Raw genomic sequence first — 26,819 nt, forward strand, 5'->3', positions numbered from 1 at the left:
TTCTCGTTTATCTAGGAGGCGGAACGCTCGGTCATCGACAGGCGGTATTCCTCGTAGGTGCTGCTTTGCACCCGAATATGCTCGCGCATCACTGTTTCGGCGCGCGCGACATCACCGGCCTCGAGGGCGATCAGGATCTCACGGTGTTCGCTCATCGATTGAGAAAGCCGATCGCCAAAAGAAAGCTGGGCTCTGCGAAATGGCTTCAGACGCCTTTGCAGATTGCGCGCCTCCTCGGCGAGAAAGCCGTTGCCGGAGGCCTCGTAGATCATGTTGTGAAACGCGGCATTTTCGGCGTAGTAGCGATGATAGTCCTGTACCTGCAAGGCTGCTTCGCAGGCGGATGCCGTCTGGCGCAGCAGCAGCACCTGCGCCTTGGTGATGCGGCCGGCCGCAAGCCGCGCGCACCAGGCCTCGACTTCCGCCATCACCTCGAACATCTCCACGAGACGCGTGAAGCTCGGCTGCCGCACGAAGGCGCCGCGGTTGGGAATGAGTTCAACCAGTCCGGTCGAGGAGAGCAGACGCAAGGCCTCGCGAAGCGGCGTGCGCGACACGCCGAAATCGCCGGCGAGGCGCACCTCGTCCAGGCGTTCTCCATCCTTGAAAACCCCTTCGGCAATCAGGGTCTCGATGCGCTCGTAGAGCGCGTCCGACGCTGGCGGTCTGTTTTGAGCCACGATGATCTCTCCTGCCGAAGTTGTGCTGCCTAAAGCCTACGATAACAAGACGTTGTACGCAAAATAGAAATTATGCGTTCAATCTTTAATTTTTGTATACAGAAAATGGGAATTGGGTATAGTATAGGCATCAAATAAAAATGCTCATATAATGGGCACTAAGGGGGACTTCAATGAGACTAGCTGTTATTGCCGCCGCCCTGCTTTTGCCGCTCCTGCTGGCGCCGGTTGCCAATGCAGGGAAAGCGAACGACACCATTTCGATCGCCTTTGCGAAGGAACTCGAGCATATCGATCCCTATTTCAATACGGCGCGCGAGGGCGTTCTGCTCGGAAATGCGGTCTGGGACGGCCTTCTCTATCGCGATCCGAAGTCGGGCCAGTATGTCGGCAATCTTGCCACCAGCTGGTCGTGGGTGGATCCGACGACGCTGGAACTGACGCTGCGCCAAGGGGTCAAGTTTCACAATGGCGCGTCCTTCGATGCGGATGATGTCGTTTTTACGCTAAACTATATGGTCGATCCCAAGAATGGCGCCAAGAACACAGTGGCGACCAGCTGGATCAAGCGGGCCGAGAAGATCGATCAGTTCAAGGTCCGCATCATCACCAACGGGCCTTTTCCGGCGGCGCTCGAATATCTCGCCGGGCCGGTGATCATCCATCCGCATGAATATTACGCCGCCGTCGGGCCGGCCGGGGTGGCAACCAAGCCGATCGGAACCGGCCCGTACAAGGTCGTGAGCGTCGAGCCCGGCAAGCATTATGTGCTGAAGCGCAATGATGATTATTTCGCTGCCGCCAAGCCGAAGGCCAAGGTCGAAACGATCGATATCCGCACCATCCCCGACATCAACACGCAGATGGCGGAGCTTTTCAACGGGACGATCGATCTCGTCTGGCAGGTGCCTTCCGACCAGGCCGACAAGATGGCCGGTCGCGGCAATTTCCAAGTCCTCAACGCGCCGACGATGCGCGTCGGTTATCTCTCCCTCGATGCGGCCGGCCGAAGCGGCGCGAAGAATCCGATGACGGACGTGCGGGTCCGCGAGGCGGTCTACCACGCGATCAACCGCGACGGCATCGTCAAGGCGCTGATGAAGGGCACGACGGAGGTGATCAACAGTGCTTGCTCGCCCAGCCAGTTCGGTTGCGCCACCGATGTCGCGTCCTATTCCTACGATCCGGACAAGGCCAAGGCGCTGCTGGCGGAGGCCGGCTATCCCAATGGCTTCGAGATCGATTTCTACGCCTATCGCGATCGTCCGCTGGCGGAAGCCATGATCGGCATGCTGGCCGAGGTCGGGATCAAGGCAAATCTCAAATACCTGCAATATGCGGCGCTGCGCGAAAAGCGCATCAAGGAAGGCGTGCCCATGTCCTTTCTGACATGGGGCTCCAACTCGATCGCCGACGCCTCGGCCATCACCAGCGAGTTCTTCACCATGGGCGGCGAAGACGATGCGCGCGACAAGAGCCTGTCGGATCTTCTGGAAAAAGCCGATTCCTCCGTCGATCCGGCCGAGCGCAAGACACTCTACAAACAGGCACTCTCGACGATTGCCGACAAGGCCTATTGGGTGCCGCTGTGGAACTATTCGACCAACTACATCATGAGCAAGGACGTCTCTTTCACGCCTACGCCCGATGAACTGGTCCGTTTCAATGAGATCGGCTGGAAATGACATTTGCATCCGTCGTTCGGCGCGTCCATGGGGGCGCCGAACGACGTGTTTCAGAGTGACAGGAGCGACTAGCCCAGTCGCGCCTCCCGTTTAAGGGTACACGATGCTGAAATTTGTCCTGACCAAACTCGGTATGGCGGCGCTGGTGGCGCTGACTGTGTCCTTCATCAGCTTTATTCTTCTGTTTATGGCGGGCGATCCGGCCATCGCCATTGCCGGCGAGGGTGCTCCAGCGGAGGTGATCACCGCAATCCGCAGCCAGTACGGCTTCGATCAGCCTTTGATGCTCCAATATGTCGAGTGGCTGATGCGGGCGCTCTCCGGCGATTTCGGCATGAGCTATTATTTCAAGCAGCCGGTTTCCGGAATGATTGCCGATCGGCTGCCGGTGACCATGATGATCGGTTTTCTCGGCATGAGCTTCGCGCTGCTGTTGGCGATCCCGATGGGTGTTCTCGCGGCCGCCTTTCCGAACACCATCATAGACCGGTTGGCACTCGGTATCGCCGTCGTTGGACAGGCAATCCCGAGCTTCTGGTTCGGCCTGATCCTGATCGTGATCTTCTCGGTCAATCTCGGTCTGGTGCCGGCGTCCGGAACCGGGAGCTGGACGGGCTATATTCTGCCCACGATCGTTCTTGGCTATTACGCGACGCCAGCCATCATGCGGCTCACCCGCGCCGGCATGCTGGAAGTCCTGTCGTCCGACTATATCCGCACCGCCCGGGCCAAGGGCCTGAAGCCACGCCAGGTGCTGTTCAAGCACGCTTTGCGCAACGCGATTATCCCGGTCGTCAGCCTCAGCGCCGTGCAGCTGGGCTTCATGTTCAGCGGCTCGGTCGTGGTGGAAACGATCTTCGCGCTACACGGCGCCGGCTTCCTCGCCTGGGAATCGATCTCGCGCAACGACCTGCCGACCATGCAGGCGCTGATTCTCATCTTTGCGATGTTCTACATCGTCTTCACCTTTCTGGCCGACGTCTTGAACGCCTGGCTCGATCCCCGTTTGAGGGCCGCATGAGATGAACGACATGTCCCAAACCGCAACCGTGATCCAGACCACAACCATGCGGGCACCGTCTCGGCCGCTGACGCGCAGGGCGCTGAAGCATCGCGGTTTCATGGCGGGATTTGTCATCCTGCTGGTGATCGCTCTGATCGCGCTTTTCGCACCGCTGATCGCGCCGCATAATCCATACAAGCAGGATCTGCTGGCACGGCTCGCCCCACCTGTCTTCCTCGGCGGCGACTGGAAGCATGTGCTCGGAACGGACGCGCTTGGCCGCGATTATCTCTCGCGACTGATCTACGGCGCCCGCGTCTCCCTGATGATCGGCTTTACCGCGGCGATGATCTCCGCCGTGATCGGCACCACGCTCGGTATTCTCGGCGGCTATTTCGGCGGCAAGGTGGATGCAGTCGTGATGTTCATCGTTTCGGTGCGGCTTGCCTTGCCAGCGACGCTGGTCTCGCTCGCCGTCGTTGCGCTTTTCGGCGGCTCGCTGACGGTCGTGGTCTCGATATTGGGCCTGCTGCTCTGGGATCGGTTCGCGGTGGTGCTGCGAAGCGCGACCATGCAGGTACGCCAGACGGATTATATCGCGGCTGCGGAAGTGCTCGGGGCAAGCCTGCCGCGCATCCTCTTCAAGGATGTGTTGCCAAACGTCATGAACGCACTGATCGTTATCGTCACGCTGGAAATGGCGCATGCGATCATTCTGGAGGCCGCACTCTCCTTCCTCGGCCTTGGCGTGCAGCCGCCGACCCCGTCCTGGGGCCTGATGATTTCCGAGGGCAAGGAAATGCTGCTGTTCGAGAGCTGGCTGATCACCATTCCAGGCATCGCGCTGTTCGTACTGGTCTTTGCGATCAACATGCTGGGCGACGGCATTCGCGACATCACCGCGCCGGAGGGCAGAAACTGATGACGAACGTTGCCGAACCCGTCCTTTCGATCCGCAACCTCACCATCGATCTCCCACGCGGCGGCGATCGACCACACGCCGTCAGCAATCTGTCCCTCGAGATCCGCGAGAAGGAAATCCTTTGCATCGTCGGGGAGTCCGGCTCCGGCAAGTCGATCACCTCCTTTGCCGCGATGGGTCTCCTGCCGAAGGTGCTGAAGCCTTCCGCCGGCGAGATCCTGTTCGAGGGGCGTGATGTGCTCAAGCTCTCCGAGGCCGAACATTCCGGCCTGCGCGGCAACCACATGGGCATGATCTTTCAGGAGCCGATGAGCGCGCTCAACCCGTGCTACACGGTCGGCGATCAGATCGAAGAGGTTTTCAAGGCTCACACTACGCTCTCGAAGACCGAGCGGCGCGAGCGGACGATGGCGCTCCTCAAGGAGGTGCGGCTTCCGGAACCGGAGCGGCTCTACCACGCCTATCCGCACCAATTGTCCGGCGGCCAGCGCCAGCGGATCGTCATCGCCATCGCGCTTGCCATGGAGCCACGCCTGCTGATCGCCGATGAACCGACCACGGCGCTCGACGTGACGACACAGGCGCAGATCCTCGACATGTTCAAGGCGCTGAAGGAAAGCCGCAAGGCCGGCATCCTGTTCGTCACCCACGACTTCGACGTGGTGGCGGAGATCGCCGACCGCGTCGTGGTCATGCAGAAGGGCGTGGTGGTCGAGCAGGGGTCTGTGGAACAGGTGCTCAACAATCCCCGCCATCCCTATACGCGCATGCTGATCGATGCTGTCCCCAAGCGGCATGGCGGCAAGGGGGATCCGAAGATGTCCGCGCCGATCGCGCTGCGTGTCGCCGGCATCGAGAAGACCTTCTCGACCGCCCGTACCTTCTTCAAGCCGGCCCGCAAGGTTCAAGCCGTCAAGCCGACGGATTTCACCGTACTCGAAGGTCAGACGCTCGGCATCGTCGGGGAATCTGGGTCCGGCAAGACGACGCTCGTGCGCTGCCTCATGGGTCTGGTCGAGCCGGATGAGGGCTCCATCTGGATCGGCAATGACCGGCTGGACACGAGAACGGTGGCCGGACGGCGCAATTTCCGCAAGCATATCCAGATCGTCTTCCAGGACCCCTACGGCTCGCTCAATCCGCGCCGGACCATCGGCGATCTTCTTGTCGAGGGGCCTGTCAATTTCGGCGTGCCGCGCAAGCAGGCTATAGAAAAGGCGCGCGAACTGATGCGGATCGTCCGCCTTGAGGAGGATGCGCTGGATCGTTATCCGGTGCAGTTTTCCGGAGGGCAGCGCCAGCGCATTTCGATTGCTCGCGCGCTCATGGTCGAGCCGAAGATCCTGATCGCCGACGAGGCGGTCTCGGCCCTCGATGTTTCAGTGCAGAAAGATGTGCTGAAACTCCTCGACGACATCAGGAAGAGCGTCGGCCTGACGGTGATTTTCATCACCCATGATCTTAGGGTTGCCGCCGAGATTTCGGACCATATTCTTGTCATGTCGAAAGGGGAGGTGGTCGAGTACGGCGCCGTTGACGACATCTTCGGTAATCCCCAACATTCCTATACGCGCCAACTGCTCGCCGCCATGCCCGGCCGCGGCTGGGAGGCGCCCAATATGGCAGCGTTGTCGGCTGCCGACGCAACGAGGTAGGCAGTTCCATGGACAGAGTGCAAGTGATCGAGGCCGCCCGCGATTATGTCGACAGCGGCGGGCTCGAAGTGGACCTCGCAAGGCTTGTGGCGCGGCGTTCTGTCAGCCAGTCCGAGGGCCGGTGGGAGGAGCTTCAGGCCTATCTGGAAAAGGAGATGCAGCCGCTGCTGCTCTCCATGGGTTTTTCCGTCGAGATCTTCGATAATCCACGGGAAGGAGGAGCGCCGCTCCTGATTGCTGACCGCATCGAAGGGGATGAGTTGCCGACCGTGCTGGTCTATGGCCATGGCGATGTCTGCAACGGCGAAGCGCATCGCTGGCGGGAGGGTCTCGAGCCGTTCAGGCTCACCCGCGAGGATGACAGGCTCTACGGCCGCGGCACGGCTGACAACAAGATCCAGCATCTTATCAACATCAAGGCGCTCGAACTGCTGATCCGCAAGAACGGTCGCCTCGGCTTCAATGCGAAGATCATTCTGGAGATGGCCGAGGAAACCGGCTCCTTCGGCCTGCGGGAATTCTTCACCGCCAACCGCGACCGGCTTTCGGCGGATGTGCTGATCGCGTCCGATGGTCCGCGTCTGGCCATCGATACGCCGACCATGTTCATGGGGTCGCGTGGCGGCATGTCCTTCAATCTCATCGTCAACCTGCGCGACGAGGATCATCATTCCGGCAATTTCGGCGGCCTGCTTGCCGATCCGGCCATTATTCTCGCCCAAGCAATCGCCACGATCACCGATGCGCGCGGCCAGATCAAGATCGCCGAATGGCGCCCGACGAGCCTCACGCCCGATATCCGCGCCGTTCTGCGTGACCTGCCGCCACGACAGCATGATGCTGATTGGGGCGAGAGTGATCTGACGCCGAGCGAACGGGTCTTCGGCTGGAATTCCTTCGCCGTTCTCGCCCTGTCCTCCGGCAATATCGATGCGCCGCAGAACGCCATATCGGGTTCGGCCCGGGCCGCCTGTCAGCTGCGCTTCGTGGTCGGCACGGACATCGACAATATCATCCCGGCCCTGCGCCGCCATCTCGACGCCAATGGTTTTCCAATGGTCGACGTCCGCGCCTCGCGCGGCGAAGCCTTTCAGGCGACGCGCTTTTCATCGGACCACCCATGGGTGCGGTTCGTTGAGCAGTCGCTGACGCGCAGCGCCGGTCGCCGTCCGCATGTCCTGCCCAATCTCGCTGGGTCGCTGCCGAACGATGCCTTCACCGAGATTCTCGGGCTGCCGACGATCTGGATTCCGCATTCCTATGCCGAATGTGGCCAGCACGGACCGAATGAGCACGTTCTGATCCCGATCGCGCGCGAAGGCATGCAGGTGATGACGGCTCTGTTCCTCGATATCGCCGAGAACGCAGCCAGCCTGAAGGCAAACGCCTAACGGCTTGCTGATGACATTCCATCCTATCCTTCAGAAAGGTGTCGCCATGAGCAAATCCAATCCCGCGGATCTCGGTGCGCTGGAGGCGCGCCAGCTGATCGGACGCAAGAGCCTTTCGCCGGTTGAACTGGCAGAGGCTTGTATCAAGCGGGTCGAGATGCTCAACCCGGCGGTGAACGCCCTGGTGGCCTATAATTTCGACAGGGTTCTGGACGAGGCGCGGTTGGCCGAAGAGAAGGTGTCGCGCAACGAAGCGCTCGGTCCGCTGCATGGCCTGCCTTTCGGCGTCAAGGATATGATCGACGTTGCCGGCTTGCCGACCACCTTCGGTTCGGAAATCTATCGCGACAATATCGCCATCAAGGACGATGCAATCGTTGCTGTCATGCGCGGGGCAGGGGCGATCCCGTTCGGCAAGACCAATAATCCGGAATGGAGCGCCGGCGGCAATACCCGCAATGCCGTCTATGGCGCCACCGCCAATCCGCATGACACGACGAAGAGTTCTGCCGGCTCTTCCGGCGGCTCGGCTGTGCTTCTTGCCTCCCGAATGGCGCCGCTGGCCACGGGGTCGGATACGGGGGGCAGCCTTCGCAATCCGGCCGCTTTTTGTGGCGTTGTCGGCTTTCGCCCCTCGCCGGGTGTCGTGCCCGGCGATACGCGCGCCATGGCGCTGATGCCTCTGCCGACGAGCGGGCCGATGGGCCGCGATGTCGCCGACGTGGCGCTGATGCTGTCCGTATTGGCACGGCCGGACAGGCTCGATCCCTATACGGTCGTCATCGATGGAAAGACCGCCTGGCAGACGGACCGGTTTGGAGCCGGTCGTCGCCCGGACCTCGCTTCCCTGCGCATTGCCGTTACCGAGGATTTCGGCTTTGCGCCGACTGAACGGGTCATACGCGATAGTTTCCGGCGGGTGACGAAGCGGCTGTCGAGCCATTTTGGCGTGGTCGAGGAAACGCACCCGGATTGCGCCGATGCCGATCGCATTTTTTCGGTCCTGCGCGGCGTGATGTTCTTGGGCACGCATCACAAGCTGATGCTGTCCCATCCAGATAAGGTCGGCACTCTCGTCCGCGCCAATGTCGAAGAGGGCCTGGGCTATGGTCCGCTCGACATCGCCGATGCGCTCGTCAAGCAGGGTCGCTTCTATCACGATTGGCAGACGTTCTTCGAAATACATGACTACGTGCTTTGCCCGGCGGTGACGATCAGCCCGCGCGACTGGCACGAACTTTATCCGGAAGAGATCGACGGCAAGCCGACCAAAAGCTACTACCACTGGCTTGCGATGGCCTATGCCTCGACCCTTGCCGGCCATCCCTCGATCACCATTCCGGTCGGCCGCGACACGCTCGGCATGCCCTTCGGCCTGCAGATCGTCGGCCGGCGCCATGATGACGCCGGCGTCTTGCAGGTGGCAGCGGAAATCGAGGAAATTCTCGCCGGGGACGCCGAGTTCGGTGTCCCGAAGGTTGATTTGACCGCGTTGGAAAAGGCCCCGGCGCTCGCGAAGCAACCGGGCTTCATGGGCTTCTAGATCGGCAACTTCCCTGGCAGCGTCAGGAAAGAATGATCGGGAAGCGGGCTAACGATAGTCAACCCCACTTCATCTCGCCCTTGGCGACCTTGGCGCCGAGCTGGAGTGAGCCGACGTCCTTGAGGTCGGGATAGCGCTTGGTCATTGCAGCGATCAGTTCGGCGCTGTCCTTCGTTCGTCCCATTTCTTCCTCGAAGGCGAGAAGATAGTCGCGCGTGAAGGTGATTGCCGCGATCCCCTGTTCGGCTCCCTCTGCCTGATGGCCTGGAATGACGATCCTCGGTTTACGCGCAATGATCGTATCGAGCGCCTTGATCCAAGCGGCACGCAGCTCCGGTGTTGCCGTGTCGGCGACCCAGACGTGGATGCCGGAACTGATGAGAACGCCGCCGAAGACGGCTTTGAGCGATGACACCCAGATGTAGCGCCGGTCGTGCATCCCGGGCACTTCGATAATCTCGATGCGAGCCCCTTCGAGATCGAGAGAGGTCACGTCGGACGGTTCGGGAATGACGACGTCGGCCAGTTTCTGCGGGCCGTTTTCCTTGAGTTGAGGCCCCCAGGCATCCAGCTTGGCCTGAACGTTGGCCTTGATCGCCTCGACGGTGACCGGCTTGGCGATGACCTTCGCCTTGGGGAAGGCCTCTACGATGGGTCGGAGGCCGAAGTAGTAATCGGGATCGTTGCAGCTAACGAAAATGGTCGTCAGCCGCTTGCCCGTAGCCTTGATGGCATCCGCAACGGCGTGTCCGTCGGAGAGCGTAAAGCCGCCGTCGAGCAGGATGGCGTTCTTTTTGCCCGTCAGGAGGACCGGCGTGCGGCGAAAGCCCGTTTCACCCGCCTGAAAATATGTCCATTCGAGCTTGCCGTTCGCGGCACGCGCCAGGGTGAGGGGAGAAACGACTAGGCCGGCAGCGATTGCAAGCTTGAAGGTGTCGCGTCGTGTGATCATGCCAATTTTCCCGATCTGGTGGAGTGCGAGGTAGCCAAAGATTGAGCAAATTCTATCACAGGCATTGATTAGGAGATAAATATCGCTCAATCATACAGACTGTATGATTTAATTTGACAAAGTACCGTGAGCGATCTTCTCAATCTGAATCGGCTGATCTTCTACACAACGGTCGTCGACACCGGTTCCTTTACGCTGGCGGCCGAACGGCTTGGTGTGGCAAAGGCTGTCGTCAGCCATCAGGTCGCGCGGCTGGAGCAGGAATTGGGCGTCACGCTGCTGACTCGCACTACGCGGCGACTTCACGCGACGGATGAAGGCCGTCTTTTCTATGGCCGCTGTGTCATCATTCTGCGCGAGGCGGAGGCGGCTTATGCCGAGATGTCGCAAAAGGCGAGCGAGCCTTCGGGCATGCTGACGCTGACCGCATCGCTTGATTATGGCGCAGCCGTCGTGGCGCCGACAATCGCGGCCTATCGCCAGCGTTTCCCCCAGATGCAGGTCAACGTCATCTTCGATGACGATGTCATGGACTTGGCTGCCGGTCAGGTAGACCTCGCCATTCGCGTTGGCTGGCTTGCGGATTCCAGCAATCAGGCGCGGCGTCTTGGCACCTTTGATCAATATCTCGTCGCCGCGCCCTCCCTGATCGGCGCGATGCCTTCCATGTCATCACCGGCCGATGCGATCAATCTGCCATGGGTCGCCAACGCTGCACTGCGAAACCCGCTTCGCTGGATTTTTTCGCATGCCGAGCGGGAGACAGTCACAATTGACGTCAATTGCCCGGTGACCGCCGACAAGACACCTGCGGCCTATGCCTGCGTTCTTGCCGGGGTAGGGGTCTCGGTGTTCCCGGACTACATGGCGGCGAAGGACATCGAGGCGGGAAGGCTGGTTCGCATCCTGCCCGACTGGAGCCTGCCTGCCGGCGGCATCCATGCCGTCTTTCCGTCGGCGCGGTTTCGGCCTGCCAGGGTTCGTGCCTTCGTGGATATGCTAAAGGCGGCCGAACGCCAGAGAGTGGCCCAAACGAGGGCCGGTTCCGATTTGGCTGCAGACGCTGTTTGAGTATCCCAAGTGAGTGAGCAGAAATCGCTGGCAGGATACAAGCTCCGTGCCGTCAGGTACTCCAACGTTCCTGGCCTGCCACAACCAGCCAGTCTCGAAACGTTCTGGCCTCATGAGAAAGGCTCTTTGCCTCGATCAGCCAATAGGCCTTGTCCATATCCGAAGCTGTGTCGAACAGCGTCACCAACGACCCTTGCGCCAATTCATCGGCAATCAGCGCCGTGGGACAAAGGCCGACACCCTGGCCGCCGATGACCGAGCCGATCATCAGGTTGAAATCGGCAAAGATCGGGCCGGCCCTGGGTGTGTCGCGAAGGCCGGCGATAGCGAACCAGCGTGCCCACGCATCGATGGTCTCGTCATGAAGGAGTTCGGCGCTGGCCATATCGTGGAGTGCTTCAAGCTTGCCGTAACGGGCGCGAAATTCCGCCGAACAGGTCGGGCGCGTTTCGGCGCTTAGAAGCTCGATCGCGCTTGGGCCAGGCCGTAGCCCGTGACGTATCAACAGATCGACACCAGCCGCTTCTGGCGTCTTCGCTTCCAGTGCATAGACGATGTTGATGCGAAGGTCCGGATAGGCCGCCCTAAATCTCGGCAATTGCGGAATGAGCCATCGCGTTGCCATCGATGCGATGCAGGCAATGCTGATCGGGCGGCTGTGAATTTCGAGCCGCAATTGCTGGGCGGCGATTTCGATATGTCCGAGCCCGTGTGTCACCGCTGCCCCGAACTCGCGGCCGGCAGCGGTGAGCGTGACACCACGCGTCTGCCGCACGAAAAGCGGGACGTTCAACCAGTTTTCCACCGTTCGCACATGTTGGCTGACGCCGGCCGCCGTCAGATTGAGCTCGGCGGCTGCCTTGACGAAACTCTCGTGACGCGCAGCTGCCTCGAAGGCGCGCAGGGAGGCGAGGGGAAGGTTGCTCATGGATAATGACTAAGTCAGGCTTGGTCAAAGGGCAAGAACAAACTGTGTTGTTTGGCGGTGCTATTTCGCTAGAGTGCCGCCGAATCTGGTGCTTCTGACAGGCGTTCGGCAAGCGCTAGGCTATCATCACGCAAGCATATAAGGGATAGTGATCGTAATGCAGAATTTATCCATGCCGCTGATCCCTTCCGATGCAAACGACCGTCGCAGCAAACCGCCGGTCGTCGTCTATCCGGTCGAGACGCTTCCATCTGCCGATCTTGGCCTTCTGAATAGAGCGCGGCAGAAGCTGACGAAGGTGAGCGAGACCATCGTCCCGCCGAGGGAGGCGCGCAGCTTTCACGTTCCCAAAGGACATTTTTTCCGTATCGTCAGCGTAGAGGGCTCGCAGGTCGGCGATCTCAATCTCTGGAATGCGAATGACCTCTCCGAACGATTCTTCAGCGGCAAGACCCGCGCCCTGCATGCCACGCATGTCGGCGTCGGCGATCGATTGTGGAGCAGCTTGCCGTCTCTGCGGCCAATGGCGACGATCACCCACGATACGCTCGGCTGGTATGGCTGGGACGATGACGGCGCCGGCGTCCATGACGTCATTGGCACCCGCTGCGACCCCTATACCAACCGGCTGCTGAAGGGGAACGACTATCATCACTGCTGCCATTCGAACCTGACGCGGGCGCTTGCTGCTGAGCGGAACATATCGCTCGAGGAGGCCGAAACTCATGTGCATGACGTCTTGAACGTCTTCATGTGCACCGGCTTCACGCGCGACACCCACCAGTATTTCATGAAGGCCAGCCCCGTGCGGCCAGGCGATTTCATCGAGTTCTTCGCCGAGATCGATCTTCTGGGCGCTCTCTCCGCATGCCCAGGCGGTGATTGCGGCACTGGTCATTCGAGCGACGAGGCTGCATGCTATCTGCTGAAGGTGGAAGTGTGGCAGGCCGATCCCGAGATCATCGTCGGCTGGAGCTTCCCGGAGCGCAATCCTTATCCGCGAACGCACCGATAGGCTTCCGCAAATCTGGGCGCAGAAGGCAACTCTCGCGTGTCTGCGCTTGATGCCGGCCGAGATTCAGCTTAGCTGTTTGACAGATCCGAGGTGTCTATCAAACGGGAGTATGAGCGAATTGGCTGACTGGTTATCCGAGACAAGGCCGATCAGTCGGAAGAACGCCGCCGAGGCGGTCTTTGACGATTTGCGCTCGGCCATCGGCTCGGGACAGCTGACTGTCGGCACTCGGTTGCCATCGGAGGCTCAACTGGCAGAGAGGTATGGCGTGAGCCGGCCCATTATTCGTGAGGCTTTGCGCTCTCTTCAAACGCTCGGGCTGACGCAAACCCGCACCGGCAGCGGCACCTATGTCTTGATCGCAACGCCTAGCCCGGAGCTCAATTATGGCGCCTACTCGGCGCGCGACTTGATCGAGGCGCGTCCCTTCATCGAGGTTCCCGCTGCCGGCTGGGCGGCGCTGCGCCGTACGGAACATCAGCTGACCGTCTTGCTGGAGCTTTGCGACAAGATGGAAACGGAAGAGCAGCCGCATCCGTGGGTGCTGCTTGACTCGCAGTTTCATGGCCTGATCGCGGAGGCGTCGGGCAACGCGCTGTTTGCAAAGATCGTGGCCGATGCCCGCGAAGCGCTGTCCCTGCAATCGGAGATGGTAAACATGATGGCGGGCCGGCGTTCGGCATCGAACCTTGAGCACCGCCGGATCGTGGACGCGATCAAGGCGGGTTCAGGGCAGGAGGCGCGAGAGGCAATGGAGCTCCACCTGGGTCAGGTGAAGCAGGTGGTCGCCACCATCATTGGAGAAGATCAGGCTCAGCGATGACGATAGCGGGCAGGTTGGCGAGGTGCTCGGGGCTGAGCGCCTTTTGCAGTTGTTCGACGGTCAGGTGTCCGCGTGCGAGGACGACCTCGGGCACCGTGCGGCCGCTGGCGAGCGCTTCCTGCGCGACTTCTGTGGCGGCGTAGTAGCCGATCAGCGGATTGAGTGCGGTGGCAAGCCCGATCGACTCCTCCACCCGTGCGGCCATGATAGCAGGATTGGGCTGGATGCCATCGACGCAGCGTTCCGCCAGGATGCGGCAGGCGGCGCTCAGCTGGCTGATGCTCTGGGAAAGCGCGCGCACCATGATGGGCTCGAAGGCGTTGAGCTGAAGCTGGCCGGCTTCGGCGGCCATGGTGATGGTAATGTCGTTGCCGATCACCGCATAGGCGACCTGATTGACCATCTCCGGAATAACCGGATTGATCTTCCCCGGCATGATGCTCGATCCCGCCTGAACGGCGGGCAGGGTAATTTCACCGATCCCCGCGCGCGGACCGGAAGACAGCAGGCGAAGGTCATTGCACGTCTTCGACAATTTCACAGCAACACGCTTGAGCACACCTGAAAGATGCACGAATGCACCTGGATCCTGGGTCGCTTCGATCAGGTCATCCGCCGTGACCAGCGGACGTCCCGTCAGCCGCGACAGATGTTCACAAGCCAGCGCTGCATATCCGCGAGGGGCGTTCAGCCCGGTGCCGATGGCGGTGGCGCCGAGATTGATCTCGTGCAGCAGCGCGGCGGACTCGATAAGGCGAGCCTTGTCCTCGCCGAGCATCACGACGAAGGTCCGGAATTCCTGTCCGAGCGTCATCGGAACGGCATCCTGCAGCTGCGTTCGCCCAAGCTTGATGAACCGGGCGAATTCCTGCGCCTTGCGGTCGAAGGCGCTCTTCAGCACGGTCATCGAGGCCGCGAGGTCATCGATCGCCTCGATCAGCGCGATGTTGATCGCCGTGGGGTAAGCGTCGTTGGTCGATTGGCTGAGGTTGACGTGGTCGTTCGGGTGAAGATGGGCATAGTCGCCCTTGCTATGGCCGAGCAGTTCGAGGGCACGATTGGCGATGACCTCGTTCGCGTTCATGTTCGTTGAGGTGCCGGCCCCGCCCTGGATTTCGTCCACCACGAACTGGTCGTGAAGCGCGCCGGCGCGAATCTCGCGGCAGGCCCGCACGATCGCATCCATCCGCACTTGATCGAGCAGCCCGAGCTCGTGGTTTGCGATTGCCGCGGCCTCTTTCACGAAGGTCAGACCCCGGACGAGATAGGGATTGCGCCCGATCGTCATGCCTGTGACCTGGAAGTTTTCCACCGCCCGTGCCGTATGCACGCCCCAATAAACATCCGCCGGAATCTCTTTCGTTCCCAGCAGATCGTGCTCCCTGCGAGTCATGACCACATTATCCTCCAATGGCTCGAGACGACGCTAATATCTGTCAAGCTGTCTGACAGATATTCAGACCGTAATCAATCGAGGAACTGCGGTCAATAAGGGCAGATGCCACTTGACGTCAGACTTTCTATAAGACTATGAGGAAATAAAATCTGTCATGCAGCTTTACAGGGCTGTCCTGAAATTGTTGGTCTGTCCCCGCACCCATTGGGCGGCGAACGGTTAAGCCGGATGCGCTTGAGTTCCTGACGCAGCGCGAGGCAGCCAACTGAAAACGAATTCATTGGGAGGAGAGATATCAATGGAATCAGTGAAAACCACATCGGCTGACCGCGAGGTATTCGTCGAGGAAGAGCTCGGATACCATAAGGCGCTCAAGCCGAGGCAGATCCAGATGATCGCCATCGGCGGCGCGATCGGCACCGGATTGTTCCTCGGCGCAGGCGGGCGGCTTGCCCAAGCTGGCCCCGCGCTGGTCTTCGTCTACGCGCTCTGCGGCTTCTTCGCGTTCCTGGTGCTGCGTGCGCTTGGCGAGTTGATCATGCATCGCCCGAGCTCCGGCTCCTTCGTCTCCTATGCCCGCGAGTTCTACGGCGAGAAGATGGCGTTTGCGGCCGGCTGGATGTACTGGCTGAACTGGGCAATGACGTCGGTTGCCGACGTGACCGCCGTCGCGCTCTACATGAATTTCTTTAAGCATTATGTTCCATGGCTGGCGGGAATCGACCAGTGGGTGTTCGCCCTGACGGCGCTCCTGGTCGTCCTGGTGATGAACATGCTGTCCGTGAAGGTATTCGGCGAGCTTGAATTCTGGTTCAGCCTGATCAAGGTTATGGCGCTCGCGACCTTCCTGGTCGTCGGCATCTACTTCGTCGTGTTCGGCACCCCCTTGGAGGGGCATACCGTCGGTCTCAGCATCATCACTGACAATGGCGGCTTCTTCCCCAACGGCATCCTGCCTGCCTTCGTCATCATTCAGGGCGTCGTGTTTGCATACGCCTCGGTCGAACTGATCGGCACCACGGCGGGTGAAACCGCCGATCCCCGCAAGGTCATTCCCGGCGCGATCCGGACCGTTGTCGCTCGTCTCTTGATCTTCTATGTCGGCTCGGTGTTCCTGCTCTCGCTCCTCCTCCCTTACACGGCCTACAAGGCTGGCGAGAGCCCCTTCGTGACCTTCTTCGGCTCCATCGGCGTCGAGGGTGCCGATGTCATCATGAACCTGGTGGTCTTGACCGCTGTGCTCTCCTCGCTCAATGCAGGTCTCTATTCGACCGGCCGTATCCTTCACTCGATGGCTGTATCGGGCTCTGCCCCCGCGGCTCTTGCGAAGATGAACAAGGCTGGCGTGCCCTATGGCGGCATTGCGGTGACTGCCGCCGTGACGGTTCTCGGCGTGGCGCTGAATGCGGTCGTTCCTGCCGCGGCCTTTGAGATCGCGCTTAGCCTGTCCGCTCTCGGTATCATCTGCGCATGGGGCGTCATCGTGCTTTGCCAGCTCAAGCTGTGGCACCTGTCGCGCCGCGGCGAGCTAGTCCGGCCTGATTTCCGCATGTTCGGCGCGCCCTATACCGGTATCCTCACGCTTGTCTTCCTCTTCGGCGTATTGGTGCTCATGGCCTTCGACTATCCAATTGGCACTTGGACCATCGCTTCGCTGGTGATTATCATTCCGGCGTTGGTCGCCGGATGGTATCTGCTGCGCGAGCGTATTCATCGTCTGGCCGATGAACGTATCGTCAGTGCGGAAGCGCCGCATTGAACGCGCAAAAAATCCATCCGCTGGTGGCAATCATCGCCACCGGCGGCACTATCGCGAGCAAGCGCGGCGCTGATGGCGCCAGCACGCCAAGCCTGACGGGCGAGGATCTTCTCGTGCTGGTGCCGCAGGTCAGCGCTCGGCTGCGACCCATTGATCTGATGTCGAAAGACTCGGCCAGCCTGACGCTGGCCGATATGCAGCGGATCAGCGATGCCGTAAGACAGCAGCTCGATGATCCGGCGATTTCCGGCGTCGTCGTCCTGCATGGCACCGATGCAATGGAGGAGACCGCGCTGCTCGTTCACCTGCAGCACGCAACTTCCAAACCCGTCGTTTTCACCGGCGCGCAATTTACCGCCGATCATCCGCATGCCGATGGGCCGGCCAATCTCGCGTTGGCGATCGAAACCGCCATGGACCAAGGCAATGCCGGTCGAGGCGTTCTCGTATCCTTTGGTGGCAGGATTCTGCCCGCGTGGGGCGTCTACAAGCGCAGCACGGATAAGCCTGACGCATTCCGCTCGGCGCGGCCGATCGGGCATGTCGAGAGCCCGCGTCTGCCCACACCAGTCGCAGGCGTCCGTGTCGATATAGTCGCGATTTATCCCGGCTGTGACGCCACTCATATCCAGGCAAGTCTTGATGCCGGCGCCAACGGAATCGTGCTTGCCGCCCTCGGCTCCGGCAATGCCAATCCCGATATCATCGACACGGTAAGACGCTGCACAGACAGCTGCATCCCCGTAATCGTCTCCAGCAAGGTGCCCGACGGACTTCTCGTCGCGAGTTACGGCGGTGGCGGCGGCGGGCATGATCTTGCTGTCGCCGGGGCAGTCCACTCACACACGCTCCGGCCGAGCCAGGCGCGCATCCTGCTTGCGGCGCTGATCGCCGCACGAAGCCCGGCTGGACAAATCTCCCGGGCCTTCGGCGACTGCCGCTAGCATTCTCGGTTAGCTTTATTTGCCGTCGCGATACCAGCGCAGCGACATGCAGGAAAGACCCGCGTCGATCATTTCGATCTGCGTCGTCGGCACCGGCACGATCTTGTAGCCATGCTTGTCGAGAAGCTCGAGGCTGCGTGGGTATGCGGAAGGCACCATCAGGATGTCGTTGATCCGCAGCGCGTTTGCCGCCGGCTCTTCGCCGTCCGGGATGATGATCTGCTTGTAATCCTCGAAGACGCCGGAACGTGCGAGGCGGGCAGTCGAAAGCACCGTTTCCTCGTCGAGCAGCGAGCAGGCGGTCTTGAAATGAAGCACGCCTTCCGGCGTCGCGACCAGCCCGGCCTTGTGGCCAAACCTGTCGAGGCAGCCGATAAGTGCTTCGGCGCCGGCCCTGTCGGTTCGCGCCGAAAGGCCGATCATGATGCCCTTCGGCGTCGCCAGAATATCACCGCCATCCGCGATACCCGCCGGCAAATCGAGCACGGTTTCGAACATGCCGCGCAAGGCGGGCGCAATTTCAGCCGCTTCGCCGGAACGGCTTGCAGCACCTGGGCGAAGCAGGATCGCGCCTTCGGTAAAGACGAGCGCGGGGTCTTCGACGAAGATCGAATCGGGGAAGGCTTCGAGCGCCGGCAGGACGGTCACCTCGACGCCGGCATCGCGCAGGCCGGCGACATAGGCATCATGCTCGGCCTTCACGGCTTCATAGGTCGGGCTGCCACGCTCCTCGGCGCGCAGGCCGTCAACCACCGAGCGTGATGGCTCGCGGACGATGGCGGAGTTGAAGCGATAGACTGATCTGGCTGGTGACATTTTCCCGTCCCTTTCCCTGCATTCCGGCTGCCTCTCCCGACTCAGCCAAGTCCAAGCATCTAAGCGAAATTTTCCTGTTGTGACAGGTGGAAGCCCGCGCGTTTACTTGATGACGATTCCCTTATCCGCAAGCGCGATTCTCATCCGGTCGACCAGATCGTGACGGGTCTCCGTCCAGTCGCTGGTCTTCACCCAGTATTCGATCTTCAACGTCGTCTTTTCGGCGGTCAGCTCGTCGGAATAAACACGAACAGCAGGGCTGCTCCTCACGCGGCGATCATCGGTGACGACGTCGAGAAGGGTTTTCGAGGCGAGCTTCAGATCGGCGTCGTCGCCGACGGCCACCGACAGCTCCTGGCGGCGATTGGGTTCGCGGCTGTGATTGATGATTGGCGTGTTCCACAGCGTCGAGTTTGGTGCGAGCAGATAAAGACCGTCAGCGGTGCGCAGTTGGGTAGCAAACAACCCGACCTCGACGATTTTGCCGGCAACGGTGGAGGCTTCTATGTACTCACCGACGCGAAACGGACGCAGGGCGAGCAGCATGATTCCGGCCGCTATGTTTTGTAGCGTACCTTGAAGAGCAAGCCCGATGGCGAGACCGGCAGCGCCCAATGTTGCGACGATCGACGTTGTCTGGACGCCGAATTGCCCGAGGACGGTGACGAAGACGAGAATCAGCAGCCCGTAGTGAAGTGCCTTCTCGAAGAATCGGGCCAGCGTTTCGTCTATGCCGTGAATTTTCGAGATGCCTTTATAGGCCCACCGACTGATGACGCTGGCAAGAACCCAGCCGCCGGCCAGCAGGACGATCGCTCCTACAGTCGAAAAGCCGTAGTGAACGATCAGGGCGCTTGCCTGACTGAGTGCTGTCTGCGTGGCGACGATTGCGTTGGTGGCTTGATTTTCCATTCTGCACATACCTTCCAGGCCATTGACGGTTACGGCCAAGGAACCCTCCGAAGCCGAACTGGTTCCGCTTTGGTGCCCTTCCACGATGGTAAATGCAATGGCGGAGGTCGCCAGATCACCCGAAATAAGGACTGTAGGCGAGACGCCATTTTGGGGTTTTGAGGCGGCGGCGATTTACGGTTTATGGGGTGAAATTAACCATTTGTTAACCATGGCGTTGGTACACAATATCAACGATTTATTTACATAGATGACCAAAGTGATAACAGACCCTCGCTCCATTCGCATCAAGGGCCGCTCCTTTCTGGCGGTCATGCTTTCTCCGGATCTTCCGTTCGATAACTGGTTGATAAGACTGGATGATCTTGCTGCACGCTCGGCTGGATTCTTCCTTGGACGACCAGTTGTGCTCGACGTGACGGATCTGCCGATCGACCGTTCGCAGCTGAAGGAGCTCATCGCGGAGCTTGGCCAGCGCAATGTGAGCATCATGGGAATCGAGGGTGCGCGCCCGTCGATCCTTGGGCCGGGCATGCCTGCCGCTCTCAAGGGTGGCCGCGCGGTTTCCGACTTCGAGGTTCCAGAGAAGGAGCCGACCATCGAGCTGCGAAGCCAGCCAGCCACGGTGCCTGAAGCCCGTCCATCGGTTCAGTCCATCACCATCAGGGAGCCGGTGCGTTCAGGGCAGTCGGTGATCTTTCCGGAAGGTGATGTGACGGTCGTCGGGTCTGTTGCCTCGGGAGCGGAGATCGTCGCGGGCGGTTCGATCCATATCTATGGAACCTTGCGCGGCCGGGCCATGGCGGGGTCGTTGGGCAAGGCGTCAGCGCACATCTTCTGCCGCAAGCTCGAGGCAGAACTCGTTGCCATCGACGGTATCTACAAGATGGCGGAAGACATGCCCGCCAACCTTCGCGGGCAGGCCGTCCAGCTCTGGCTGGAAGGCGATGCCATCAAAGCAGAGAAACTTATCTGAGCCGGAAACCGGCCAGGAAACAGGAGAGCAAGATGGGGAAAGTCATCGTAGTGACGTCAGGCAAGGGCGGGGTTGGCAAGACGACCTCGACTGCCGCGCTCGGAGCGGCTCTGGCGCAAAGGAACGAGAAGGTGGTCGTTGTCGATTTCGACGTCGGGCTGCGCAATCTCGATCTGGTGATGGGCGCTGAGCGCAGGGTCGTCTACGATCTGGTCAACGTCATCCAGGGCGATGCCAAGCTGCCGCAGGCGCTGATCCGTGACAAGCGGCTGGAAACGCTGTTTCTGCTGCCGGCATCGCAGACCCGCGACAAGGACAATCTGACGCCCGAAGGTGTCGAGCGCGTTATCAACGAGCTGAGGCAGCATTTCGACTGGATCATCTGCGACAGCCCGGCCGGGATCGAGCGCGGAGCGACCCTGGCAATGCGCCATGCGGATACGGCGGTGGTCGTGACCAATCCGGAAGTTTCCTCGGTGCGCGATTCGGATCGCATCATCGGCCTGCTCGACTCGAAGACCCTCAAGGCTGAGCGCGGCGAGCGCATGGAGAAGCACCTGCTGCTCACCCGCTACGACGCCAATCGCGCCGAGCGTGGCGATATGCTCAAGGTCGACGACGTCCTGGAAATCCTTTCCATTCCGCTCCTCGGCATTATCCCGGAAAGCAGCGATGTTCTGCGCGCCTCCAATATCGGCGCTCCCGTCACGCTGGCTGACAGCCGCAGTGCGCCTGCGATGGCGTATTTCGACGCTGCTCGCCGACTGGCTGGCGAGGTTCTGCCGATCACGATCCCCGGTGAAAAGCGGAACATTTTCGGCAAGATCTTCGGACGGAGGGCCGCATGAACATTTTTCGTCTTTTTGGAAAGCAAAGGACCGCGCCGGCCGCGCGCGAACGCTTGCAGCTGCTTCTGGCCCACGAGCGCTCGTCAGTGGGATCGGACCTGGTGTTTCTGCTGCGCGAGGAAATCCTTGCCGTGATCGAAAAGCATGTGCAGCTCGACAGGGACAAGGTTCAGGTGAAGATGGATTGTAACGAGCACGTCTCGACGCTGGAAATCGACGTCGAAATTCCGTTGAACGCAACCGTGCGGGCCGCTTGAGGCCTCTCGACTAAAGATAGCATATTCTATTGTGCAATCCTCCGGCCATTGGCCGGGGGATTTTTTGCATGGCGCCTCCGATAGAGCGGAAGCAACCCGGCCGCAGTGATTTCCACCATGACATGATCGCCGGATTACGTGTCGCAACCAGACAATGTGTCACGATGGAACATCGCTCGAAATCCTAAGATCGGGTTCACTGAAATTGGAAGCTACGTAAATTTCGACTTCATAAAATGCAAAGAATATTCGATACTTGTGCACGGAGCCGCCGGCTTTCAGGCTGTGGATCAGGTAAGGGGCCGTCAGCAGCTTTCATCGCCGCCATCGCAATGTGGTTGGCTCTTTGCGTCATTTCGGTTTCCTCATTTGAGGGGGACGATGCGGGGCAATACTGTGGATACTCTGCTGCCGTCCAAGGGCTAAGTTAAGGATTGAAGCAACGTGCTTGCTGTTCCGAAAGAACCACCACAGACGTTCATTTTCCTGATGCTGTCGTCGCTTCGAAAGGCGTTCTTCAGCATCGCCATCGCTAGCGCGGCGATCAATGTGCTGGCGCTCACCGGTTCGTTCTTCATGCTGCAGGTTTACGATCGGGTCATTCCGGGCCGCAGTCTTCCGACGCTGGCGGGTCTCGCGATTATTGCCGCCACCCTTTTCATATTCCAGGGCGCGTTGGAGCTGTTGCGCTCGATGCTGCTTGCGCGTGTCGGGGCGTCTCTCGATGAACGGATGAACCGGAAGGTTTTCAGCTCGCTCGTTCATCTGCCGACCAGAATGCAAACGTCCGACGATGGGCTCCAGTCTGTTCGCGATCTGGAGCAGGTCCGCTCGTTCCTGTCCGGAGCCGGATGCGCGGCGCTGTTCGATCTGCCCTGGATGCCGTTTTACTTGGTCCTGTGCTTTTTGTTTCATTTCTGGATCGGCGTTACCGCGCTTTGCGGCGCGATTCTACTTGTCATTCTGACCGTGCTTGCCGAGGTGCTGTCGCATCGCCCAGCGCTGGAAGCTGCCAAATCCTCGGCGGCACGCCTCAGCTTCGCGCAGGCCGCGCGGAGGAACTGGGAAGCGGTGGTCGCCATGGGTTTCAGCGGTCGCCTCACCGAAAAATGGGCGGCGATGAATGAGGATTATCTCGCAAATCAGCTGGCTGCGAGCAACATTGCCGGCACGCTGACCACGATAGCCAAGATATCGCGGATGATGCTTCAGTCCGGCGTTCTGGCTGTCGGTGCCATTCTTGTCATCGACCAGCAGGCAACGGGCGGGATCATCATAGCAAGCTCGATCATGGTCACCCGTGCTCTGGCCCCGGTCGAGCTTGCCATCGGGCAATGGAAGGGCTTCGTTGCCGCCCGGCAAAGCTGGGCGCGTCTCAACAAGCTTCTGAATCTGATCCCGAGTGAACAATGGGCCGTTGCTCTGCCGGCACCGCAGAAGGATCTCAGTGTCGAAAATATTGGCCTGACCTCTCCGGGAAGCCGCGATTTCATCCTGCGCAATATCTCGTTCAAGATAACGGCGGGAACGGTGCTTGGCGTCGTTGGTCCAAGTGCCTCGGGAAAATCGTCGCTCGCCAGGGCGATCACCGGGCTGTGGCCGGTCACCATCGGCGCGATCAGGCTCGATCAGGCGGCGCTGTCGCAATGGGAACCAAGCGAACTCGGGCAACATGTCGGATATCTTCCGCAGGATGTCGGCCTGTTCGACGGATCGATAGCTGAAAACATTTCGCGCTTCGCGAAGGACATGCAGCCTGAACCGATCATCGCGGCTGCGAAGGCGGCCGGCGTATACGACATGATCGTCAAGCTGCCGGATGGATTCGACACGGTCATCGGCGAGAGCGGTTCGCGGCTGTCGGCCGGTCAAAGGCAGCGCATCGCCTTGGCGCGGGCGCTTTATGGCGACCCCTTCCTTGTGGTTCTGGACGAGCCGAACTCGAATCTGGATGCCGAAGGGGAGGCGTCTCTGACCAAAGCCTTGATTGGCGTACGGGCGCGGGGCGGCATTGCCATCGTCGTGGCGCATAGGCCGAGCGCGCTTGCGGCCGCCGATAAGGTCATGATCATTGCCAACGGACAAATGCAGGCATTCGGACCCAAGGACGAGATATTGGGGACGTCCCCGAAACCTTCAGGGACCGGACCTGTCCGATTGATGATCGCCGGCGAGGATGTGAGCGGATGAAGAACACGAAGCTCTCCCCCACCGACCGCGCCATCCGCCGCCTGTCCATATTCGTGCTGGCGACGATCCTCCTGCTGTTCGGCATCATGGGCGGCCTTGCGGCGGCGACGAAGATCTCGGGAGCGGTCATCTCATCCGGTTCGCTCGTCGTCGACAGCCATGTAAAGCCTGTTCAGCACCTCAAGGGCGGCATTGTCAGCGCGATCAACGTGAAGAACGGCGACCGCGTCGATGCCGGTCAGGTCTTGATTCGTCTGGATGATACGCAGACCCGAGCCAGTCTCGCCATTTTCAGGAAGCGCCTGAATGAACTTGCCGCCCGAACGGCACGGCTGGCTGCGGAGCGCGACGGCAAGGATGCGATCGCCTTCCCGGCGGATCTGCTGGCCAATGCCGGCAATGATGATGTGAAGAATATACTGGCCGGCGAGCAGCGCCTCTTCAACGACCGCTTGGCATCGCGACAGGGTCAGAAGTCCCAGTTGCGCGAGAGAGTTCAGCAGCTGAAACAGGAAGTCGAGGGCCTGGTCGCGCAGGAGAAGGGCAAGCGGGTCGAGATCCAACTTGTCGACAAGGAGCTCGGCAGCCTCCAGCAATTGTTGGATCAGGGCATCATTTCGGCGACGAAGGTCTATTCGTTGCAGAGGGACAGCGCCCGGCTGACCGGTGAGCTCGGCAATCTCGTATCGTCGATTGCGCAGACCAACGGCAAGATCACCGAGACCGAGCTTCAGATCATTCAGATCGACAATGATCGCAGTTCCGAGGTTTCCGATCAGCTACGACAGGCCGAGAGCGATACCGGCCAGTTCTCGGAGCGATTAATCGCCGTCGAGGACGATCTGAAGCGGATAGACATCAGGGCACCGCAAGCCGGGATCGTCGATCAGTTGAACGTGCATGCGGCGGGTGCGGTAATCGGGCCGGCGGAGACGATCATGCAGATCGTGCCGGACAAGGACGCGCTTGTCGCCGAGCTGAAGCTCGCGCCGCAGGACATCGCCCAGGTCGCCGTCGGGCAGGTCGTCGCTTTGCGATTTTCTGCTTTCAACCAGCGTATCACGCCCGAGCTGAACGGTCGCGTCGAGACCATCTCGGCGGATCTGACGACAGATCAGCATTCTGGCCAGAGCTACTATGTGGTTCGCGCTAAAGCTTCGAAGGAGGAGTGGGACCGGCTGGGCGAGCTTACGCCGCTTGCCGGCATGCCGGTGGAAGCCTTCATGCAGACCGGCTCGAGAAGCGTTCTTGCCTATTTGACGAAACCGATGACCGATCAGATCAAACGGGCATTCAAAGGGAACTAAAAGCGCGGCCGTGATTTAAACGGCCGCGTCAGGCGCCCAAGACACCCTGGGCATCAGATTATATGTGCCAGTCGGTGGTATGGGTGGACTGAACCGCCGAGGCCGTCTGCGTTGTGTGATCATCCAGCGAATAGGCCTTGATATAGTCGATCTTCATTTCCGACCCGTCGTTCTTCAACGTGTCTCCCGGCGTGCCCGCAATACCGCCGACGGCCAGATTGACCAGCATATACATGGGGCCGTGCATATCGGCGGGCGTGTCGGCATGAGCCACGGCAACATCGTCGAAATACCAGACGATCTGGTCCTGATCCCATAGAACGCCGTAGGTGTGGAAGCCGTCGGTGCTGGGAACCGACACGGGGATGGATTCCATCGTGTGTTCGCCCGTCGCGTTCGAATGTGCCGTCACATGGACCGTGTTCGGGTCCTGGCCGCGCATTTCCACCACGTCGAGTTCCGGCGGCCAGGATCCGTCTTCCGGCAGCAACCAGAAGGCCGGCCATGCGCCCTGATCATGCGGCATCTCTGCCCGCATTTCGAAATATCCGTAGGTCTGGGAGAACGAAGAGTAGCTGGTCAGGATGCCGGAGGTATAGTCATGGTCTTCCACGACCGATTTCAGCGCATCAGGTGTCGCTTTGGCGCTGATCGTCAAAACACCGTCGGAAACGGAAAACGGATTGACTGATGAGGTCGGCGCATAGGACGGGTTGATGTACCACTGCAACTCATCGTTCAGGCTGCTGCCCTTGTCCGGCGCCCAATGAAACTTCGCTTCCCAGGTGCCCTGCGTCCCGTCGATGAGGGAAAGCGAGTTGAACTCGTCCGAGAAGGTTTGTGTCAGCGAGGAACGGTCGAGGCCAAGCTGAAACTGATCTTCATGAAGATCGGCCACGGTCTTGTTGGCGAACACCAGGCTCTCGCCATTTCCCAGATCCAGCCGCAGATTGGCGCCTTCCTGGGTGGTATGGCTGGCGACCTGATCGAAGGAGGTCAGCCCGTATTGGTTCAACCGCACCTTGTCGTCGTCGCTGAAATCGGTGATCAGGTCGCTACCATTGCCCTTGGAGATGATAAAGGTATCAGCGCCGCCGCCGCCGGTCAGAACGTCGTTGCCGGCGCCGCCGTCGATGGTCTGGCTTCCCGAGCCGCCGGTAATGATATTGTCGGCGCTGTTGCCGTAGGCGTGCCGGTTATTGCCGGTTACCGTCAGGTTTTCGAAATTGTCCGGAAGGGTATAGTCCATCCAGGTACTGATGGTATCGATCCCGCCATCGGGCGCTTCGTAGGCGTGGTTGATGCTCGAATAGAGATAGTAGATATCGTCGCCGGTGCCGCCATGCATCGTCACGTTGACGGAGGCGTCACCCCACATGGAATCGTTTCCATCGGTGCCGTAAAGCGTCGGGCCGGAGCCCGTGGCGGAGAAAAAACCTGTCGACGTTCCGCTGTAATAGAGCGGCTGGCCCAGGGCATTGAGAACACTCGTGGTCATCGGCAACCTCTTCCGTTGCGTTAGGTTGTCTCCTCCACAAAGCCAACATTTTTTCGCGCCTTGTCTAGCGAGATAGGGCCGCGGGCATTCTTGCCCAGCCCCTCGGAAAAATTTTTTACATTCAAAAGTAGAGATAGTGGCCATATGCGCGGGCTGCGGGCGACGTCGGCCCACGCCGACCTCTTTTGAACGGAACAGATTTCCCGTTTTCCGGGCAAGGAGAGATGGTCGTTCCTTTTAATCTATCA

At 60.2% G+C, this 26,819-nt stretch carries 23 protein-coding genes; 16 read left to right on the plus strand and 7 right to left on the minus strand.

Annotated elements, in window-relative coordinates; all coding sequences use genetic code 11:
- Positions 1-11: 11 nt before the first annotated feature.
- Entirely contained in the window at positions 12-680 is a 669-nt protein-coding gene (locus RRH01S_RS12345; RefSeq protein ID WP_007691270.1) for a GntR family transcriptional regulator, read from the minus strand.
- A gap of 173 nt (positions 681-853) precedes the next feature.
- On the opposite strand from RRH01S_RS12345, the gene RRH01S_RS12350 reads away from it, so the two are divergent.
- The 6 genes from RRH01S_RS12350 (at position 854) to RRH01S_RS12375 (ending at position 8,879) form a co-directional block, all read left to right on the plus strand.
- Positions 854-2,365 (plus strand): ABC transporter substrate-binding protein, encoded by a 1,512-nt coding sequence (locus tag RRH01S_RS12350; protein WP_012650241.1) that lies wholly within the window; start codon positions 854-856, stop codon positions 2,363-2,365.
- Between the two features lie 103 nt (positions 2,366-2,468).
- Positions 2,469-3,386, plus strand: coding sequence for an ABC transporter permease (locus RRH01S_RS12355; RefSeq protein WP_007691260.1), 918 nt, complete (start codon positions 2,469-2,471; stop codon positions 3,384-3,386).
- A gap of 1 nt (position 3,387) precedes the next feature.
- Positions 3,388-4,290 (plus strand): ABC transporter permease, encoded by a 903-nt coding sequence (locus RRH01S_RS12360; protein WP_007691259.1) that lies wholly within the window; start codon positions 3,388-3,390, stop codon positions 4,288-4,290.
- Complete coding sequence (locus RRH01S_RS12365) at positions 4,290-5,945, plus strand: dipeptide ABC transporter ATP-binding protein (protein ID WP_037222261.1); 1,656 nt, start codon at positions 4,290-4,292, stop codon at positions 5,943-5,945. The genes RRH01S_RS12360 and RRH01S_RS12365 overlap by 1 nt, the downstream gene beginning before the upstream one ends.
- Positions 5,946-5,953: 8 nt before the next feature.
- Positions 5,954-7,336, plus strand: coding sequence for a M20 family metallopeptidase (locus RRH01S_RS12370; RefSeq protein ID WP_037222271.1), 1,383 nt, complete (start codon positions 5,954-5,956; stop codon positions 7,334-7,336).
- 46 nt (positions 7,337-7,382) lie between these two features.
- Positions 7,383-8,879 carry an amidase gene (locus tag RRH01S_RS12375; protein WP_034516826.1) on the plus strand — a complete coding sequence of 499 codons (1,497 nt, stop codon included), beginning with the start codon at positions 7,383-7,385 and terminating at the stop codon, positions 8,877-8,879.
- A gap of 58 nt (positions 8,880-8,937) precedes the next feature.
- On the opposite strand, the gene RRH01S_RS12380 is transcribed toward RRH01S_RS12375, so the two are convergent.
- Positions 8,938-9,831 carry an MBL fold metallo-hydrolase gene (locus tag RRH01S_RS12380; RefSeq protein ID WP_034516571.1) on the minus strand — a complete coding sequence of 298 codons (894 nt, stop codon included), beginning with the start codon at positions 9,829-9,831 and terminating at the stop codon, positions 8,938-8,940.
- A gap of 126 nt (positions 9,832-9,957) precedes the next feature.
- On the opposite strand from RRH01S_RS12380, the gene RRH01S_RS12385 reads away from it, so the two are divergent.
- A complete protein-coding gene (locus RRH01S_RS12385; protein WP_012650246.1) occupies positions 9,958-10,902 on the plus strand; it encodes a LysR family transcriptional regulator in 945 nt (314 codons plus the stop codon).
- A 52-nt stretch (positions 10,903-10,954) separates the two neighbouring features.
- On the opposite strand, the gene RRH01S_RS12390 is transcribed toward RRH01S_RS12385, so the two are convergent.
- Positions 10,955-11,830, minus strand: coding sequence for a LysR substrate-binding domain-containing protein (locus RRH01S_RS12390; RefSeq protein ID WP_034516570.1), 876 nt, complete (start codon positions 11,828-11,830; stop codon positions 10,955-10,957).
- A 157-nt stretch (positions 11,831-11,987) separates the two neighbouring features.
- Between RRH01S_RS12390 and RRH01S_RS12395 the strand changes: the two genes are divergently transcribed.
- Both RRH01S_RS12395 and RRH01S_RS12400 read left to right on the plus strand, forming a co-directional pair.
- Positions 11,988-12,845 (plus strand): urea carboxylase-associated family protein, encoded by an 858-nt coding sequence (locus RRH01S_RS12395; protein ID WP_034516569.1) that lies wholly within the window; start codon positions 11,988-11,990, stop codon positions 12,843-12,845.
- 109 nt (positions 12,846-12,954) lie between these two features.
- Positions 12,955-13,668 carry a FadR/GntR family transcriptional regulator gene (locus RRH01S_RS12400; RefSeq protein ID WP_034516568.1) on the plus strand — a complete coding sequence of 238 codons (714 nt, stop codon included), beginning with the start codon at positions 12,955-12,957 and terminating at the stop codon, positions 13,666-13,668.
- Here the strand turns inward: RRH01S_RS12400 and RRH01S_RS12405 are convergent.
- Positions 13,640-15,061, minus strand: coding sequence for an aspartate ammonia-lyase (locus RRH01S_RS12405; protein ID WP_042471952.1), 1,422 nt, complete (start codon positions 15,059-15,061; stop codon positions 13,640-13,642). The genes RRH01S_RS12400 and RRH01S_RS12405 overlap by 29 nt on opposite strands.
- 301 nt (positions 15,062-15,362) lie before the next feature.
- Here RRH01S_RS12405 and RRH01S_RS12410 point away from each other — a divergent pair, with 301 nt between their 5' ends.
- Both RRH01S_RS12410 and RRH01S_RS12415 read left to right on the plus strand, forming a co-directional pair.
- Positions 15,363-16,823 (plus strand): amino acid permease, encoded by a 1,461-nt coding sequence (locus RRH01S_RS12410; RefSeq protein ID WP_007691244.1) that lies wholly within the window; start codon positions 15,363-15,365, stop codon positions 16,821-16,823.
- Entirely contained in the window at positions 16,820-17,767 is a 948-nt protein-coding gene (locus tag RRH01S_RS12415) for an asparaginase (protein ID WP_034516566.1), read from the plus strand. The genes RRH01S_RS12410 and RRH01S_RS12415 overlap by 4 nt, the downstream gene beginning before the upstream one ends.
- Positions 17,768-17,782: 15 nt before the next feature.
- On the opposite strand, the gene RRH01S_RS12420 is transcribed toward RRH01S_RS12415, so the two are convergent.
- Entirely contained in the window at positions 17,783-18,583 is an 801-nt protein-coding gene (locus tag RRH01S_RS12420; RefSeq protein ID WP_034516565.1) for an arginine deiminase-related protein, read from the minus strand.
- A gap of 102 nt (positions 18,584-18,685) precedes the next feature.
- Positions 18,686-19,495 (minus strand): mechanosensitive ion channel family protein, encoded by an 810-nt coding sequence (locus RRH01S_RS12425; protein ID WP_012650253.1) that lies wholly within the window; start codon positions 19,493-19,495, stop codon positions 18,686-18,688.
- A 250-nt stretch (positions 19,496-19,745) separates the two neighbouring features.
- Here RRH01S_RS12425 and minC point away from each other — a divergent pair, with 250 nt between their 5' ends.
- The 5 genes from minC (at position 19,746) to RRH01S_RS12450 (ending at position 25,073) form a co-directional block, all read left to right on the plus strand.
- The gene (gene minC, locus RRH01S_RS12430; protein ID WP_007691238.1) at positions 19,746-20,471 is read left to right on the plus strand and encodes a septum site-determining protein MinC; all 726 of its coding nucleotides are present in this window, start codon (positions 19,746-19,748) and stop codon (positions 20,469-20,471) included.
- A 32-nt stretch (positions 20,472-20,503) separates the two neighbouring features.
- A complete protein-coding gene (minD, locus tag RRH01S_RS12435; RefSeq protein WP_007691237.1) occupies positions 20,504-21,319 on the plus strand; it encodes a septum site-determining protein MinD in 816 nt (271 codons plus the stop codon).
- Positions 21,316-21,576: a cell division topological specificity factor MinE gene (gene minE, locus RRH01S_RS12440; protein ID WP_007691232.1), complete on the plus strand. Its 261-nt coding sequence runs from the start codon at positions 21,316-21,318 to the stop codon at positions 21,574-21,576. The genes minD and minE overlap by 4 nt, the downstream gene beginning before the upstream one ends.
- 444 nt (positions 21,577-22,020) lie before the next feature.
- Positions 22,021-23,766 carry a type I secretion system permease/ATPase gene (locus tag RRH01S_RS12445; protein ID WP_034516562.1) on the plus strand — a complete coding sequence of 582 codons (1,746 nt, stop codon included), beginning with the start codon at positions 22,021-22,023 and terminating at the stop codon, positions 23,764-23,766.
- Complete coding sequence (locus RRH01S_RS12450) at positions 23,763-25,073, plus strand: HlyD family type I secretion periplasmic adaptor subunit (protein ID WP_042471956.1); 1,311 nt, start codon at positions 23,763-23,765, stop codon at positions 25,071-25,073. The genes RRH01S_RS12445 and RRH01S_RS12450 overlap by 4 nt, the downstream gene beginning before the upstream one ends.
- A gap of 58 nt (positions 25,074-25,131) precedes the next feature.
- Here the strand turns inward: RRH01S_RS12450 and eglC are convergent, their stop codons facing one another.
- Positions 25,132-26,571 carry an endo-1,3-1,4-beta-glycanase EglC gene (eglC, locus tag RRH01S_RS12455; RefSeq protein WP_042471959.1) on the minus strand — a complete coding sequence of 480 codons (1,440 nt, stop codon included), beginning with the start codon at positions 26,569-26,571 and terminating at the stop codon, positions 25,132-25,134.
- Between the last annotated feature and the right edge of the window lie 248 nt (positions 26,572-26,819).

The organism is Rhizobium rhizogenes NBRC 13257, from assembly GCF_000696095.1.
GTDB classification, from domain to species: Bacteria; Pseudomonadota; Alphaproteobacteria; order Rhizobiales; family Rhizobiaceae; genus Rhizobium; species Rhizobium rhizogenes.

What these genes read in the sequence shown, in the direction of transcription:
- RRH01S_RS12405 (WP_042471952.1), bottom strand. Translation starts at nt 15,061, where the DNA reads ATGACTCGCAGGGAGCACGATCTGCTGGGAACGAAAGAGATTCCGGCG.
- minE (WP_007691232.1), top strand. Translation starts at nt 21,316, where the DNA reads ATGAACATTTTTCGTCTTTTTGGAAAGCAAAGGACCGCGCCGGCCGCG.
- minD (WP_007691237.1), top strand. Translation starts at nt 20,504, where the DNA reads ATGGGGAAAGTCATCGTAGTGACGTCAGGCAAGGGCGGGGTTGGCAAG.
- RRH01S_RS12350 (WP_012650241.1), top strand. Translation starts at nt 854, where the DNA reads ATGAGACTAGCTGTTATTGCCGCCGCCCTGCTTTTGCCGCTCCTGCTG.
- RRH01S_RS12425 (WP_012650253.1), bottom strand. Translation starts at nt 19,495, where the DNA reads ATGGAAAATCAAGCCACCAACGCAATCGTCGCCACGCAGACAGCACTC.
- eglC (WP_042471959.1), bottom strand. Translation starts at nt 26,571, where the DNA reads ATGACCACGAGTGTTCTCAATGCCCTGGGCCAGCCGCTCTATTACAGC.
- RRH01S_RS12360 (WP_007691259.1), top strand. Translation starts at nt 3,388, where the DNA reads ATGAACGACATGTCCCAAACCGCAACCGTGATCCAGACCACAACCATG.
- RRH01S_RS12375 (WP_034516826.1), top strand. Translation starts at nt 7,383, where the DNA reads ATGAGCAAATCCAATCCCGCGGATCTCGGTGCGCTGGAGGCGCGCCAG.
- RRH01S_RS12450 (WP_042471956.1), top strand. Translation starts at nt 23,763, where the DNA reads ATGAAGAACACGAAGCTCTCCCCCACCGACCGCGCCATCCGCCGCCTG.
- RRH01S_RS12410 (WP_007691244.1), top strand. Translation starts at nt 15,363, where the DNA reads ATGGAATCAGTGAAAACCACATCGGCTGACCGCGAGGTATTCGTCGAG.
- RRH01S_RS12365 (WP_037222261.1), top strand. Translation starts at nt 4,290, where the DNA reads ATGACGAACGTTGCCGAACCCGTCCTTTCGATCCGCAACCTCACCATC.
- RRH01S_RS12420 (WP_034516565.1), bottom strand. Translation starts at nt 18,583, where the DNA reads ATGTCACCAGCCAGATCAGTCTATCGCTTCAACTCCGCCATCGTCCGC.
- RRH01S_RS12390 (WP_034516570.1), bottom strand. Translation starts at nt 11,830, where the DNA reads ATGAGCAACCTTCCCCTCGCCTCCCTGCGCGCCTTCGAGGCAGCTGCG.
- RRH01S_RS12370 (WP_037222271.1), top strand. Translation starts at nt 5,954, where the DNA reads ATGGACAGAGTGCAAGTGATCGAGGCCGCCCGCGATTATGTCGACAGC.
- RRH01S_RS12400 (WP_034516568.1), top strand. Translation starts at nt 12,955, where the DNA reads ATGAGCGAATTGGCTGACTGGTTATCCGAGACAAGGCCGATCAGTCGG.
- minC (WP_007691238.1), top strand. Translation starts at nt 19,746, where the DNA reads ATGACCAAAGTGATAACAGACCCTCGCTCCATTCGCATCAAGGGCCGC.
- RRH01S_RS12395 (WP_034516569.1), top strand. Translation starts at nt 11,988, where the DNA reads ATGCAGAATTTATCCATGCCGCTGATCCCTTCCGATGCAAACGACCGT.
- RRH01S_RS12355 (WP_007691260.1), top strand. Translation starts at nt 2,469, where the DNA reads ATGCTGAAATTTGTCCTGACCAAACTCGGTATGGCGGCGCTGGTGGCG.
- RRH01S_RS12380 (WP_034516571.1), bottom strand. Translation starts at nt 9,831, where the DNA reads ATGATCACACGACGCGACACCTTCAAGCTTGCAATCGCTGCCGGCCTA.